The organism is Halobacterium yunchengense (genome assembly GCF_037031165.1).
Classification (GTDB): Archaea; Halobacteriota; Halobacteria; order Halobacteriales; family Halobacteriaceae; genus Halobacterium; species Halobacterium yunchengense.
On sequence record NZ_JAYEZL010000001.1, the window covers coordinates 661,169 to 674,811 of the forward strand.

At 71.1% G+C, this 13,643-nt stretch carries 13 protein-coding genes; 7 read left to right on the plus strand and 6 right to left on the minus strand.

The window, feature by feature from the left end; translation table 11 throughout:
* Window positions 1–6: 6 nt before the first annotated feature.
* The 3 genes from U5911_RS03325 to U5911_RS03335 form a co-directional block, all read right to left on the minus strand.
* Complete coding sequence (locus U5911_RS03325) at window positions 7–585, minus strand: GNAT family N-acetyltransferase (protein WP_336035268.1); 579 nt, start codon at window positions 583–585, stop codon at window positions 7–9.
* Window positions 586–646: 61 nt separating this feature from the next.
* Entirely contained in the window at window positions 647–2,158 is a 1,512-nt protein-coding gene (locus U5911_RS03330; RefSeq protein WP_336035269.1) for a carboxypeptidase M32, read from the minus strand.
* 66 nt (window positions 2,159–2,224) lie between these two features.
* On the minus strand, window positions 2,225–3,307 hold the full coding sequence (locus U5911_RS03335) for a M20 family metallopeptidase (RefSeq protein WP_336035270.1): 1,083 nt from the start codon (window positions 3,305–3,307) through the stop codon (window positions 2,225–2,227).
* A 93-nt stretch (window positions 3,308–3,400) separates the two neighbouring features.
* Between U5911_RS03335 and U5911_RS03340 the strand changes: the two genes are divergently transcribed.
* Together U5911_RS03340 and U5911_RS03345 are read left to right on the plus strand one after the other, a co-directional pair.
* Window positions 3,401–4,234 carry an aldo/keto reductase gene (locus U5911_RS03340; protein WP_336035271.1) on the plus strand — a complete coding sequence of 278 codons (834 nt, stop codon included), beginning with the start codon at window positions 3,401–3,403 and terminating at the stop codon, window positions 4,232–4,234.
* 76 nt (window positions 4,235–4,310) lie between these two features.
* Entirely contained in the window at window positions 4,311–6,158 is a 1,848-nt protein-coding gene (locus tag U5911_RS03345) for a PINc/VapC family ATPase (RefSeq protein WP_336035273.1), read from the plus strand.
* A gap of 60 nt (window positions 6,159–6,218) precedes the next feature.
* Here the strand turns inward: U5911_RS03345 and U5911_RS03350 are convergent, their stop codons facing one another.
* Both U5911_RS03350 and U5911_RS03355 read right to left on the minus strand, forming a co-directional pair.
* Window positions 6,219–6,488 (minus strand): helix-turn-helix transcriptional regulator, encoded by a 270-nt coding sequence (locus U5911_RS03350; RefSeq protein ID WP_336035274.1) that lies wholly within the window; start codon window positions 6,486–6,488, stop codon window positions 6,219–6,221.
* Between the two features lie 97 nt (window positions 6,489–6,585).
* Entirely contained in the window at window positions 6,586–7,437 is an 852-nt protein-coding gene (locus U5911_RS03355) for a DUF4397 domain-containing protein (RefSeq protein WP_336035276.1), read from the minus strand.
* Window positions 7,438–7,635: 198 nt separating this feature from the next.
* Between U5911_RS03355 and U5911_RS03360 the strand changes: the two genes are divergently transcribed.
* The 4 genes from U5911_RS03360 (at window position 7,636) to hflX (ending at window position 12,436) form a co-directional block, all read left to right on the plus strand.
* Window positions 7,636–7,935, plus strand: coding sequence for an EMC6-like membrane protein (locus tag U5911_RS03360; RefSeq protein WP_336035278.1), 300 nt, complete (start codon window positions 7,636–7,638; stop codon window positions 7,933–7,935).
* 2 nt (window positions 7,936–7,937) lie between these two features.
* The gene (locus U5911_RS03365) at window positions 7,938–9,773 is read left to right on the plus strand and encodes a ribosome biogenesis/translation initiation ATPase RLI (protein ID WP_336035279.1); all 1,836 of its coding nucleotides are present in this window, start codon (window positions 7,938–7,940) and stop codon (window positions 9,771–9,773) included.
* A 113-nt stretch (window positions 9,774–9,886) separates the two neighbouring features.
* Window positions 9,887–10,960 carry a hypothetical protein gene (locus tag U5911_RS03370; protein WP_336035280.1) on the plus strand — a complete coding sequence of 358 codons (1,074 nt, stop codon included), beginning with the start codon at window positions 9,887–9,889 and terminating at the stop codon, window positions 10,958–10,960.
* A gap of 189 nt (window positions 10,961–11,149) precedes the next feature.
* Window positions 11,150–12,436 carry a GTPase HflX gene (gene hflX / locus U5911_RS03375; RefSeq protein ID WP_336035281.1) on the plus strand — a complete coding sequence of 429 codons (1,287 nt, stop codon included), beginning with the start codon at window positions 11,150–11,152 and terminating at the stop codon, window positions 12,434–12,436.
* Between the two features lie 200 nt (window positions 12,437–12,636).
* Here hflX and U5911_RS03380 read toward each other — a convergent pair whose 3' ends face one another.
* The gene (locus tag U5911_RS03380) at window positions 12,637–13,158 is read right to left on the minus strand and encodes an archaemetzincin family Zn-dependent metalloprotease (protein WP_336035283.1); all 522 of its coding nucleotides are present in this window, start codon (window positions 13,156–13,158) and stop codon (window positions 12,637–12,639) included.
* A gap of 41 nt (window positions 13,159–13,199) precedes the next feature.
* Between U5911_RS03380 and U5911_RS03385 the strand changes: the two genes are divergently transcribed.
* Window positions 13,200–13,631 carry a UPF0146 family protein gene (locus U5911_RS03385; RefSeq protein ID WP_336035285.1) on the plus strand — a complete coding sequence of 144 codons (432 nt, stop codon included), beginning with the start codon at window positions 13,200–13,202 and terminating at the stop codon, window positions 13,629–13,631.
* The last annotated feature ends 12 nt before the right edge of the window (window positions 13,632–13,643 follow it).

Below are 13,643 nucleotides of genomic sequence, written 5' to 3' on the forward strand. Positions count from 1 at the left end.
GGGGCGCTACGCGCCGTTCCACTCCTCGCGCAGCAAGCCGTACGTCAACAGGTCGTAGTAGTCGCCGCGGTAGTACGCGGCGTCGCGGCGCGCGCCCTCGCGCTGGAAACCGAGTGACTCCAGTAGCGCGACCGACGCGTCGTTGAACGCGCCCGGGTACGCTGTGAGTCGCCTGAGGTTCAGGTCCTCGAACGCGAACTGGACGACGCGGCCGACGCTCTCGGTGCCGTAGCCCTGCCCGTGGACGTCCGGGTCGAGGTAGTACATGAGTTCCATGTCCCGGGAGCGCGCCGTCTCGTCGGGCCCGTACTGGGTTGCGGCGAGTCCGACGACGCCGATTGGTTCGGCGCCGCCCGCGTCCGTGTCGCCGTCCTGTTCGGCGCACGCCAGTAGTTTCACGTCGTCCTCGGTGGCGAGCGCGTCCTCGAAGAACTGCTCGCCGAGCGCGTCGTTCATCGGGTTCGGGCTGGCGCCGGGCCGCCAGACGCACGGGTCGTTCAGCCACTCGCGGATCGCGTCGAGGTCCTCGCGCTCGGGCGGCCGGAGGGTGACGCGGTCGCTCGCAAGGAAGACGGGACCGGGCATACCGGACCTGCCGCCAGCACCGGAATAAGTCTTCGGTGGCAGCGGCCGTCGTCGGCGCCCGCTACAGGTCGTAGAGCTCGGTGTACTTCCCGGTGACGTAGTCGACGAAGTGGTCGGCGTTGTACGCCTCACCCGTGGCTTCCTCGACGAGTTCGGGCGTCGTGTAGCGCGCGCCGTGGCTGTGGACGTTCGCTTCGAGCCAGTCGGCGATGACGTCGAAGTCCCCGTTCCGGACCTTCTCGTCGACGTCGCCGACGTCGGCTTCCAGCGCGTCGTAGATCTGGGCGGCGAGCACGCTGCCCAGCGAGTACGTCGGGAAGTAGCCGAACGAGCCGTGGCTCCAGTGGATGTCCTGCAGGCAGCCCTCCGCGTCGTCCTCGGGGCGGACGCCGAGGTACTGCTCGTACTTGTCGTTCCAGCGCTCGGGGACGTCAGCGACGTCGAGGTCGCCGTCGATGAGTTCGCGCTCGATCTCGAAGCGCACGACGATGTGCATGTGGTAGGTGAGTTCGTCCGCCTCGACGCGGATCAGGTTGTCCTCGTGGACCTCGTTGGCGGCCTCGTAGGCGTCCTCGGGGGTGGCGTCCGCGACCTGCGGGAACCGCTCTTGCATCGCCGGGAGGAACTTCTCCCAGAAGACGCGGGAGCGCCCGACGTGGTTCTCCCAGAGGCGGCTCTGGGACTCGTGGACGGTGAGGTCACGGGACTCGCCGAGCGGGTTCCCGTACTGCTCCCGGGGCAGGCCGAGCGTGTACCGGGCGTGCCCGAACTCGTGGATGGTGCTCATCAGGGCGTCGACCGGCTTCTCGGGGTCGAAGCGCGTGGTGACGCGTGCGTCGAACTGGTTGCCCGTGGAGAACGGGTGCGGCGCGGTGTCGACGCGGCCGTGGTCGAAGTCGTAGCCGAGCGTGTCGAGGACGTCCCGCGCGAGCTCCTCCTGGGTGTCGACGTCGAACTCGCCGGTGAAGGGGTCGGCGAGCTCGACGTCGCTGGCGCGGACGTCCTCGATGAGCGGGACGAGTTCCTCGCGGAGGCGCTCGAGCACGCGCTCGGCGGTGTCGAGGTCGAGGTAGGGCTCGTAGTCCGCGAACAGCACCTCGTAGGCGTCCTTCTCGGGGTCGATGTGTTCGGCGTACTCCGTTTTGAGTTCGACGAGGTCCTCGAGGATCGGCGCGAACACGGAGAAGTCGTCTTCCGCCTTGGCCTCCTTCCACTTCGGGAGCGCCTCGGAGGTCGTCTCGGAGATCTCGGCGACGAGGTCGTTGGGGACGCGGTCGGCGCGCTCGTACTGGCGTCGGATCTCGCGGACGACCGCCCGCTGGTCGTCGGTGAGGTCGGCGCCCGCGAGCTCGTCGAGCCAGTCGCCGACCCGGTCCTCCGTGAGGAGGTCGTGGGACAGCGACGACAGCGCGGACTTCTGCCGGGAGCGCGCCGGCGTGCCGCCCGCCGGCATCATGACCTCCTGGTCCCACTGGAGGAGGCTGTTCGCGGCGTTCACGTTCGAGATCTGCTCGTAGTGCTCGAGGAGCTGCTCGTAGGCGTCGGGGACCGCCTCGGACGCTTGCGCGGACATACGCTAGCGGTACAGGTCACTCCCTATGAGGATTGCCTTCTCGGAGGGACGTTCGTGAGAGACCGCCTACGCCGGCGTGCCGGTGGCGACGCGCTCGTAGACCGCTCGACAGCGCTCGAGGGCGTCGAGGGAGACGCTCTCGTCGTCGGTGTGGGCCTCGCCGGGTTCGGCCGGCCCGCAGACGAGACACGTCACGCCGGCGGCCGCGAGCCAGCCCGCGTCCGTCGCGTGCGGTTTCGGGACGTGCTCGCCGCGACCGTCCTGGACGCTGCGTGCGGCGTCGAGCACGCTGTCGGCGAACGCGTCGTCGTCGCAGGCCATCGGGGGGAGGTCCTGGTCGACCGTCCACGAGACGCCGTCAGCTGCCTCGACGCTCGCGAGGTCCGCCCTGGCGCCCGGGACGGTGCGCTCGTCGACGGTGACCTCGCAGGACTCCGGGATCACGTTCCACGCGGACCCGCCGTCGATGCCGGTGACGGCGACGCTCCCCCGGAGGCGCTGGCCGAGCACGTCCGCCTCGGGGGCGTCGAGGTCGCGAATCACGTCGACGGCGTCGCAGGCGCGGTAGACGGCGTTCACGCCCTCGTCGACCTCGCTGGCGTGCGCCGCAGTGCCCTCGGCGGTGACGGTGCTGGCGCGCCGGCCCTTGTGCGCGACCGCGACGTCCAGGACTCCGCGCTCGGAGTAGCCCGTCGACCCCTCGCCGACGACCGCGTAGTCCGGACTGAAGCCGTCGTCGGCGGCGTGCCGCGCGCCCTCGCCGCCGGTCTCCTCGCCGACGAACGACGCGAACGCCAGCGGTCCGTCGGGGTCGGCGTCCCGGAACGCCAGCAGCATCGCCGCCAGCGCCCCCTTCATGTCGGCGGTGCCGCGGCCGTACAGGCGGCCGTCGCGCTCCGCGACGGCGTACCCGTCGGCGGCGGTCTGGGCGTCCGCCGGCGGCACGACGTCGTGGTGGCCGACGAGCGCGAGGCCGTCGCCGGCGGCGGCAGCGTGCTTCCACGCCCGGACGTTCCCGGCGGCGTCCCGGACCACGTCGGCGTCGGTCTCGCGGCGCAGCCACTCCTCGACGGCGTCGCCGGCGGCCGTCTCGTCGTCGTGGCTCGGAATCGAGACGAGGTGTTCGGTCAGGTCGCGCAGTTCGGACACACACGGAACTCGGACCGCTGCCCCTTAGCCGTGGTGCGCGGCGGCGCCCGTCGGCAGGGAAGGGTTCTTGTCGCCGTACCGGGAGGACCGACCATGGAGTACGTGGAACGCGGCGGGGCACGCATCCCGGCGCTCGGCCTCGGCACGTGGCAGAATACCGGCGATGCCTGCGTCGAGGCGGTGGAGACGGCCCTGAACCTCGGCTACCGCCACGTCGACACCGCGCGGGCGTACGACAACGAGCGTGAAGTCGGTCGCGGCGTCGCCCGCGCCGACGTCCACCGCGACGACGTCTTCCTCACGACGAAGGTCTGGCGGTCCGACCTCGCCGCGGACGACGTCCGACCGGCCGTCGAGGACAGCCTGGACGCCCTCGGAACGGACTACGTCGACCTCCTCCTCGCTCACTGGCCGCACCCACGGGTTCCCGCCGAGGAGACGCTGACAGCGATGGCGGAGCTTCGCGACGACGGCCTCGTGGAGCACGTCGGCGTGAGCAACTACACCGCGACGCAGCTGCGCGACGCCCAGCGAGCAGTCGACGTGCCGCTCGTCTGCGACCAGGTGCTGTACCACCCCTACAAGGACCAGACGGCGGTGCGGGCCGCCTGCGACGACCTCGACGCCGCGCTCACCGCGTACAGTCCGCTGGCACGAGGCTCCGTGCTCGACGACGACCTGCTCGCGGACGTCGGACGGCGGTACGACAAGTCGGCCGCGCAGGTCGCGCTCCGCTGGCTGACGCGGCAGGACGGCGTCGTCGCGGTTCCGAAGGCGACCAGCCGCGAGCACGTCGAAGCGAACCTCGAAGCGCTGGACTTCGAGCTGACCGACGAGGAGGCCGCACGCATCGACGACCACACCGGCGGCCTCGGCGTCCGCCTGCGGAACAGACTCCCCGCGCTGATGCGGCGGTTCCCCCTCTGACCGAGCGCGCGGACCGCCGGCCGGCGTCCACCGGTCACACTCCTTATCAACCCGGCGACGCGTACTCCGAGCCAACATGAACCTCGTTCCCGACACGAGCGTCGTCGTCGACGGCCGCATCTCGCGGCGCGTCGACGACGGCGAGTACGACGGCGCCACCGTCTACATTCCGGAGGCCGTCGTCGGCGAGATCGAAGCGCAGGCGAACAGCGGTCGACAGACGGGGTGGGACGCCCTCGAGGAGCTCCAGCGCCTCGTCGAGCTCGCCGACGACGGCCGCATCGGCATCGAGTACGTCGGCGAGCGCGCCGGCGAGGACGACATCAGGCGCGCGTCGGCGGGCGCCATCGACGCCATCATCCGCGACGTCGCCACCGAGTTCGACGCGAAACTGCTGACCAGCGACATCGTGCAGGCGGAAGTCGCGAAGGGGAAGGGGATCGACGTCGAGTACCTCGAACCGCTCGAACGCGAGTCCGGCGAACTCGCCATCGAGCAGTTCTTCGACGACCTGACGATGAGCGTCCACCTCAAAGAGGGGATGGTGCCGATGGCGAAGCGCGGCGAGGTCGGCGAGATCGCCTACCAGGCGATCGGCGACGAGGAACTGGACGCCGACACCATCCACGAGTGGGCGAACGAGATCGTCACGACGGCGAAACGCGACGACGACGCGTTCGTCGAGCTCTCCGAGGAGGGGATGACCATCGCGCAGGTCCGGGACATGCGCATCGCCGTCTCCACGCCCCCGTTCTCCGAGCGCCCCGAGATCACGGCCGTCCGCCCCATCGTGAAGACGACGATGGACGACTACGAGCACGCCGACGAGCTCCGCGAGCGCCTCCTGGAGCGCGACCGCGGCGTGCTCATCGCGGGCGCGCCGGGCGCCGGGAAGTCGACGTTCGCGCAGGCGGTCGCGGAGTTCCTCGCGGACAACGGCAACGTCGTGAAGACGATGGAGAAGCCGCGGGACCTCCAGGTCGGCGACGAGGTCACGCAGTACACGGAGCTCGGCGGCGAGATGTCGAAGACCGCCGACTCCCTGCTGATGGTGCGGCCGGACTACACCATCTACGACGAGGTCCGGAAGACCGACGACTTCGAGGTGTTCGCGGACATGCGCCTCGCCGGGGTCGGCATGGTCGGGGTCGTGCACGCGACCCGACCCATCGACGCGCTCCAGCGGCTCGTCGGGCGCGTGGAACTCGGGATGATCCCCCAGATCGTGGACACCGTCGTCTACATCGAGGAGGGCGACGTCGAGACCGTCTACGACGTGACGACCGAGGTGAAGGTGCCCGAGGGCCTGATGGAGGAGGACCTCGCGCGCCCGGTCATCCAGGTGCGGGACTTCGCGACGGGCGCGCCCGCCTACGAGATCTACACGTTCAACCGCCAGGTCGTCACGGTGCCCCTCGAGGACGGCGAGGAGGCCGAATCGGGCGTCGACCGCCTCGCGAAACAGGAGGTCGAACGCGAGATCAAGGCGGCGACCCGTGGGCCCGTGGAGGTCGACATCCGTGGGCCGAACGAGGCCGTCGTCTACGTCTCCGAGGACGAGATCAGCCACGTCATCGGGAAGGGCGGCGGCCGCATCTCGGACATCGAGAACCGCCTCGGCATCAACATCGACGTGCGCACGCTCGACGAGCGCACCGCGGCGCCGGCGGGCGCGAGCGCGGGCGGGAGCGAGCCGTCCGGCGACGTCGTGACGCCGGAGGTGACCTCGCGGCACGTCATCCTGCCGCTGTCCGGGGACCGGTCCGGGGAGACCGTGGAGGTGCAGGCGGACGGCGAGTACCTGTTCACGGCGACGGTCGGCCGCGGCGGCGACATCAAGGTCTCCCGCGGCTCGGCCATCGCGGAGGAGCTGGAGCGCGCCATCGACCGCGAGCGCGTGATATCGGTCGTCCCGAACGAGTAGCGGCCGGAACGCGAACGCGGCGGCTGGCGGCCGGCGAGCGCGGAGCGTGCGGTGGTGCCGTCAGGCCGCCTCGGCGTCGACGTCGGCCTGGGCGTCCTCGGCCTCGCAGGCGAGCTGGTAGAGGCTCTGGCGGGCGTCCGCGAAGTAGACGTCCTCGTCGACGACGCCGCGGTCCTCGAGCCGTTCGAGCGCGTACCTGACGGTGCGCGCGGAGAGCATCGTTTCCTCGACGATTCGCTTCTGGGTGAGGGGGCCGTCGTACTCGAGTACCTTGTAGACGAGCTTCGCGCTCGGCGGCAGGTCCTCCAGCACACTGTCGTCTCCAGCCATCGTTACGAATCGAAACACTCCACGCGCTTAAAACTGCGGGAGCGTGTGGCACCCGATTGCCACCGTCCGCGCGGCCGGCGGAGACGCGCGTGACCGGCTACCTGACCTGCGCCTCCATGCCGTCGATGGACGTCGCGAGGTCGAACTCGGGCTGGTCGCCGGACGGCTCCAGGTAGCCGACCGCGTACCCCGTGTACGCCGTCCCGCTCTCCAGGCTGACGTCGAACGTCGTCACCACGTCGCCCGTGCCGTCCTCGGTGTCCGGCCGGACCTCCAGCGTGTACGACCCGGGCTCGACGGTCGCGTAGTCGGTCGTGTCGCCGAACGCCGCGCCGTCGAACAGCACGTCCTCGCTCCCCTCCACGGTGACGTCCACGGCGGGCGCGTCCGGCGACCCGTGGAACAGCCGCACCGCGGCCTGGTCGTCGGACGTCTCCGCCTGGTCGGCGAGCAGGCCCACGGAGAACGCGGTGTCCGCGCCCTCGTCGGCGCCGACTTCGCCGAACGCCAGCGCCGTCTGGTAGCCGGCCTCGACCGGCACCGCCTCGTCGAAGACGACGGTCTCCTCGTCGCCCGCGGCCGTGATGCGGACGTCGTACTCCTCGGGCGGCAGCTGCGCGTACGGCGTCACGCCCGTGAACTCGGCGCCCTCGAAGGCGGGCTCGTCGTTCACGTAGACGTCGACCGCCGGCGCGTCCGGCGACATGTGCGCGGCGCGCAGGAACCCCTGGGGCTCCTCGGTCGTCTCCGTCTGCTCGGTGGTCTGTTCGGTGGTCTCCCCGGTCGTCTCCGCGGCCGTGGTCTCCGTCGGCGCCGCCGTCGTCTCCGTCGGCGTCTCGCCGTTCCCCCCGTCGCCGTCCCCGCCGGCACAGCCCGCGAGCGCGGCGGCGAGTGCGGTTCCCGAGAGCGCGACGAAGCGACGCCTGTCGATGCTGGGTGGTGTGCCCATGAGCGCCGCGTGGGCCGTCGCTGGCTTTGCTATACACGGCCTACGGCGAGTAGGAACGGGGCCGCTCCGAGTAAGCCGAGCCTGCGTCCGACCCCGGGTCCCACCCGAGCGACCGGTCGCGTCCGCGCGCGCCGCGGGACAGTTCCTGCGCGTCCGGCAAGCGAACACCTTTTGCCCGCGGCTCCCGGACGCAGGAGTATGACAGAGACTGCGGACCCGACGGCTGCCCACCGCCGCAGCCTGAAGGTGACGACGATCGCCACGCTCGGCGGCGTCGCGGCGGCCTTCCTCTCGGAAGCCACCATCAGCGACCCGACCAGCCGCACGGGCCTGCTGGTGTTGCTCGCCGTGGTCGTCGTCGAGCTCGGGCTGATGCGGGTGACCGGGGTCGACGTCTCCGACTTCTCCACGAAAGACCACGTCTACGTGCTGTTCATGTCCTTCGCGCTCTGGTTCATCACGTGGGGCGTGCTGCTGACCGCCGGCGTCACGGTGTGACGATGGCGGAGGACAGCATCGCGGTCGTCGACCTCGACAGGTGTCAGCCCGACCGCTGCAACTACGAGTGCTCGAACTACTGTCCGCCCAACCGGACGGGCAAGGAGTGCATCACGCTGCGCGGCGAGGACGCCGAGGACGGCGACCCCGACCAGGTTCGCATCAGCGAGGAGATCTGCCTCGGGGAGACCTGCGGCATCTGCGTCGAGAAGTGCCCGTTCGACGCCATCGAGATCATCAACCTCCCGCAGGAGCTCGACGACGACCCCACCCACCGGTACGGCGAGAACGCGTTCTCGCTGTACGGCCTCCCCGTCCCCGAGTCCGGGAAGGTCACGGGGATGCTCGGGCCGAACGGCATCGGGAAGTCGACGGCGGTGAAGGTCCTCTCCGGGGAGATCACGCCGAACCTCGGCCGCCACGGCGACGAACCCGGCTGGGACGAGGTCGTGGACGCGTACCGCGGCACGGAGCTCCAGGACTACCTCGAGTCGGTGCGCAGCGGCGACGTCACGGTCGCGCGCAAGCCCCAGTACGTCGACCAGATCCCCGACCAGTTCGGCGGCACGACGCGGGACCTCCTCGAGCGCACCGACGAGCGCGGCGTCCTGGACGACCTCGTCGACCGGCTGTCGATCCGGCCGGTGATAGACCAGGCAATCGACTCGCTTTCCGGCGGCGAGCTCCAGCGCGTCGCGCTGGCGGCGACGCTCGCGCGCGACCGCGACTTCTACTTCGTGGACGAGCTGACGCCGTACCTCGACATCGGCCAGCGCGTCACCGCGGCGCGCATCGTCCGCGAGCTCGCCGAGACCGAGGACAAGGCGGTGCTGGTCGTCGAGCACGACCTCGCCGTCCTCGACCTGCTCGCGGACTCCATCCACGTCGCGTACGGCGAACCCTCCGTGTACGGCGTCGTGACGACGCCGAAGAGCGTGCGCAACGGCATCAACGAGTACCTCCGCGGCTACCTCGACAACGAGAACATGCGCATCCGGCCGGAGGCCATCACGTTCGAGGAGCACGCGCCCCGGCCCGCCACGCGCGAGGAGACGCTGATCTCGTACCCTGACGTGACGAAGTCCTACGGCGACGGCGAGTTCACGCTGTCCGTGGACGGCGGCGACATCAACCGCAACGAGGTGCTGGGCGTCGTCGGGCCGAACGGCATCGGGAAGTCGACGTTCGCGGAGCTGCTCGCCGGCGAGCTCGAGCCGACGACGGTCGACGGCGACGCGGACGCCGACCTCGGCGTCGACCTCGACATCGCGTACAAGCCCCAGTACGTCGAGGCCGACCAGCCGATGCGCGTGGACGCGTTCCTCTCCTCGATCACGGACGACTACGGGACGAGCTACTGGCAGACCGAGATCGGCGACCCGCTCCAGCTCGACCGCATCGAGGAGCAGACGCTCACGGACCTCTCGGGCGGCGAGCGCCAGCGCGTCGCCATCGCCGCGACGCTGAGCAAGGACGCCGACCTCTACCTCATGGACGAGCCGTCCGCGCACCTCGACGTCGAGCAGCGCGTGCTCGCCACGCGCGCCATCCGGCGGTTCGCGGAGAACCGCGAGACCACCGTGATGGTCATCGACCACGACATCTACATGGTCGACCTCGTCAGCGACCGCCTGATGGTGTTCGACGGCGAGCCCGCCGCGCACGGCCACGCCTCCACGCCCCAGGAGATGCGCTCGGGGATGAACGAGTTCCTCGCGAACCTCGACGTGACGTTCCGCCGCGACGAGAACCTCGGGCGGCCGCGCATCAACAAGCCCGGCAGCCAGCTCGACAAGCAGCAGAAACGCGACGGCGAGTACTACTACACCACCGAGTAGCGCGCCGGCGGCGTCCTCGGGCGGTTAATCCGGCTTAATCGGCGTTAATTCTCTTCAATTCGTGCGCACGGTCCCGCGGGTATAAGCCGCAGCGACGGCAAGGCGAGGACGACATGAGAGCGACCGTGGTGTTCGTGGCTGCACTCCTCGTCGTCGGCGCCGGTGCGCCGCTGGCGGCGGGAGCGCCGGTCGCAGACGGGGCGACGGCGCCGGCGGTGCAGGACGACGACGGGGACGATGAGGAGGCCGGCAACGAGACGGCGCCGGGCGCACGGCTCGCCGGCGTCGCCGCGGTCCAGGGCGCCGAGGTGGAGGGCGAGGTCGAGCAGCGGGCGTTCGGCCTGCAGGTCGCGGCGGCGAACTCGAACGCGTCGAAGGCGTCGGTCGTCGCGTCCCACGCCGAGAACCTCGACGAGCGGCTCGCCGAGCTCCGCGACCGGAAGGCCGAACTGGAGGCCGCCTACGAGAACGGCTCCATCTCGAAGTCGCGGTACCGCGCCCAGGTGGCGGGTCTGGCGACCCGGATCTCGACCGTCGAGCGGCTGACGAACGCGACCGCCGAGACGGCGCGTGGGCTGCCGGCGGCGGCGCTCGAGGCGGAGGGCGTGAACGCCGCCGCCATCGAGGCCCTGCAGTCGTCGGCGCGGAACCTCTCCGGACCGGAGGTGGCGTCGGTCGCCCGCAGCATCGCCGGGCCGCCGAACGGGTCCATGGGGCCGCCGATGGACGTGACCGACGGCCCGCCGTTCGGCCAGTCCGGTGACGACAACCGCACCGCCGGACCGGGGAACGGCGGGCCGGGCGACGCGCCCGGACAGGGCGACGGGCCCGACGGCGTGACCGACGGGAACGCCACGCGGGACGGGCTCGGCGTCGGCGTCGACGAGAACGGGAGCGTCGACGTCGAGAACGCCACGGACCTCGAGAACGCCACGGACGTCGTCGACGATGCGACCGGGAACGACAGCGACGTCCCGACGAACGACACGGATTCGTCCGGCGAGGGCGAGGACGCGCTCGGTGACGTCAACGGAGAGCGGGGCAGCGGTCCCGGTGGCGCCGACAACGGCCAGGGCGGACCGGGCAACGGGACGGACGCACCGGTCGGTTGGCTGTCCGTGCCGCTGACGACGGCGGCGCTGCCGTTCGCGGCGTTCGGGTGGGCCGGCGTCGACACGGCACCGTAGTTGGTGTCGGCTTGGTTCCGGTTCGCACACCCACGTCAGATTTTTCGTGGGCGGCGTTCTCTGTCGGTTCGATGACCGTTCTCGATTCGTAGCCGGGCGTCCGCCCGGCGGGCCGGCGCCGCCGGTCCCTCCGCCGCGTGCGGGCGTCGCGATCGCACTGTCCTCGACCGCCCACAGCCCGCAGCACGCATGTCACGAGACGGCCAGTCAGCCATCGTCGCGAAGCGCACAGCCACACGACCAGTTCGGACCGAGGAGATCCGCGCGCTCTGCGCGTCCGCCGGCCTCGACGTGGTCGGCGAGCGCACGCAAGTACGGCCGCCCGACCCGACCTACGGCCTCGGCGAGGGCGCGGTCGCCGACGTCGCCGACCAGGTCGACCGCGAGGACGTGGACGTGGTCGTCGTGGACGACGACCTCGACCCAGAGCAGGCGTTCAGCCTGCAGGAAGCCGTAGGTGCGGAAGTCGTCGACCGGACGCGCCTCGTCCTCGACGTGTTCGCGGACCGCGCTGCGACGCGGCGCGCGCGCCTCGAAGTCCGACTCGCGGAACGCAGGTACGAGCTGCCGCGCGCGGAAGCCAGGGCCCGCAGGGGCGAGAACTCCAGTCGGCGGGGGTTCCGCGGCGGCGGCGAGTCCGTCGCCGCGCAACTGCGTGCGGACTACAAGCAGCGCATCCACGACCTCGAAGCGGAACTCGACCAGCTCGACGACCGGGACGAGGACGCCCGGAGCCGCCGCCACGAGGCCGGCTTCGACCTCGTGGCGCTCGCGGGCTACACGAACGCCGGGAAGTCGACGCTGCTGTGCCGCCTCGCCGACGACCTCGACGTCGACGCGAACGACCGGCGGCACGACGACCTCGCCGAGACCGCGGCGTCCCGGGACCGCCTGTTCGAGACGCTGGACACGACGACGCGGCGCGCGACCGTCGGCGACCGCCGCGTCCTCCTCACCGACACCGTCGGGTTCGTCAGCGACCTGCCGCACTGGCTGATGTCGTCGTTCCGCACGACGCTGTCGGCCGCCCGCGAGGCCGACGCCGTCCTGCTGGTCGTGGACGCGACCGACGACCCGGAGACGGTCCGGGAGAACGTCGAGACGAGCCTCGCAGCACTGGACGACCGCGAGGGCGCGCTCGTCCCGGTTCTGAACAAGTGCGACGCCGCCAGCGACCTCGACGCGAAACGGGAGGCCGTCGCGGCCCTCGCCGAAGACCCGGTCGCGATCAGCGCGAGCGAGGGCGGCGGAATCGGCGGCCTCCAGGCGGCGGTACGGGACGCGCTCACCGACCTCGAGACGGTCCGCCTCTCGGTGCCGAACACGGACGACGGGAACGCGTTCGTCTCGTGGTGCCACGACCGCGGCACCGTCCGGGACGCCGACTACGGCGACTCCGTCGACTTCGAACTGGAAGCCCGACCCGAGGTCGTCGCCCAGGCAGCGGGGCGAGCCGAGCAGTTAGGCGGCGACTAGCGAAGTGCAGACGACTGATGCGGACGACCAATCGAGGAGCCGGCGGCGGTTCACTGCGCGAGCGAGGCGGGGCGCGAGAGCGGAGCGCCTCGAAGTCCGCGAGCGCAGGCCGACGAATCCCCGCAGGGGTGACGACGGCTTTCCCCGAGTGTTTGCCAGTGAGCCGCGGCGAAGCCCCGCTCACGCGGCAGAACGCGGCTTCAGAAGACCGTTCGCTGGCAGCTGCCGCAGAGCTCCTGTTCCTTGCGGTCGACCTCGCGGACCGTGGGGGAGAAGTTCATCGCGCAGCGGTTGTTGTCGCAGTGTTCGAGGCCGAGGGTGTGGCCGACCTCGTGGACGACCTCCTTGCGGACGCGGTCGGCGAAGACCTCGCTGGCGGGGCGCTCGGAGAAGCCGCCGTCGCTGGAGGTCTGGAGCCGGTACGTGGAGACGACGCAGCCGCGGCCGTCGAGGTACGCGAGCCCGAAGACGTAGTTGCGGCGCCGGTAGTAGAGGTCGTTGGGGGTGACCGCGAGCGTCTTCTCGCCGTTGCCGACGCGCGTGGCGAGGTCGATGAACTTGGCGGCGCGGTACTGGTTGCGGGCGTCGTCGAAGGCGTCCTCCGGGACGTCCTGTTCGGCGGCGACGACGACCTCGCAGTCGTAGATGGTGCGGAGGCTGGCGGACGCCTCGCGTTTGACGTGCGCGGGGACGTCCCCCACGGGCACGATGTCTACCCGCATTGGGGGAGACGTTATACGCGCCGGAGCATAAACATCCCGGCGTGGGAGAGTTCCCGGACGTCGCGGACGTGCTGGCGGAGTTCGACCGGCTGGTGGAGGTGGGCGTGGGCCGCCGGACGGACGTGGCCGCCGCGCTCGCGGCGCGTGGCTGCGAGGTGACGGCGACGGACGTCGTCGAGCGCGAGGTGCCCGACGCCGTGACGTTCGTCCGGGACGACGTGACCGACCCCGACCTGGCGGTGTACGAGGGCGCCGACGCCGTGTACGCGCTCCGGTGCCCGCCGGAGTTGCAGCGGCCGCTCGCGGACGCCGCGGCGGCGGTGGGCGCGGCGTGCCTGTTCACGACGCTGGGCGGCGACCCGGCGACGGTGCCCGTCGAGCGGCGGACCGTCGCGAGCGGGACCGTGTTCGTCGTCCGCGAACGCGCCCAGCGGCGAGTCCGGTCCTGGCGGCCGGACGAGTGGGACGCGTAACTGACTTCTCTC

Excerpts from the sequence above, each read along its gene's own strand:
- hflX (WP_336035281.1), top strand. The coding sequence starts at position 11,150 with ATGTCACGAGACGGCCAGTCAGCCATCGTCGCGAAGCGCACAGCCACA.
- U5911_RS03330 (WP_336035269.1), bottom strand. The coding sequence starts at position 2,158 with ATGTCCGCGCAAGCGTCCGAGGCGGTCCCCGACGCCTACGAGCAGCTC.
- U5911_RS03380 (WP_336035283.1), bottom strand. The coding sequence starts at position 13,158 with ATGCGGGTAGACATCGTGCCCGTGGGGGACGTCCCCGCGCACGTCAAA.
- U5911_RS03360 (WP_336035278.1), top strand. The coding sequence starts at position 7,636 with ATGACAGAGACTGCGGACCCGACGGCTGCCCACCGCCGCAGCCTGAAG.
- U5911_RS03350 (WP_336035274.1), bottom strand. The coding sequence starts at position 6,488 with ATGGCTGGAGACGACAGTGTGCTGGAGGACCTGCCGCCGAGCGCGAAG.
- U5911_RS03345 (WP_336035273.1), top strand. The coding sequence starts at position 4,311 with ATGAACCTCGTTCCCGACACGAGCGTCGTCGTCGACGGCCGCATCTCG.
- U5911_RS03355 (WP_336035276.1), bottom strand. The coding sequence starts at position 7,437 with ATGGGCACACCACCCAGCATCGACAGGCGTCGCTTCGTCGCGCTCTCG.
- U5911_RS03365 (WP_336035279.1), top strand. The coding sequence starts at position 7,938 with ATGGCGGAGGACAGCATCGCGGTCGTCGACCTCGACAGGTGTCAGCCC.
- U5911_RS03325 (WP_336035268.1), bottom strand. The coding sequence starts at position 585 with ATGCCCGGTCCCGTCTTCCTTGCGAGCGACCGCGTCACCCTCCGGCCG.
- U5911_RS03340 (WP_336035271.1), top strand. The coding sequence starts at position 3,401 with ATGGAGTACGTGGAACGCGGCGGGGCACGCATCCCGGCGCTCGGCCTC.
- U5911_RS03370 (WP_336035280.1), top strand. The coding sequence starts at position 9,887 with ATGAGAGCGACCGTGGTGTTCGTGGCTGCACTCCTCGTCGTCGGCGCC.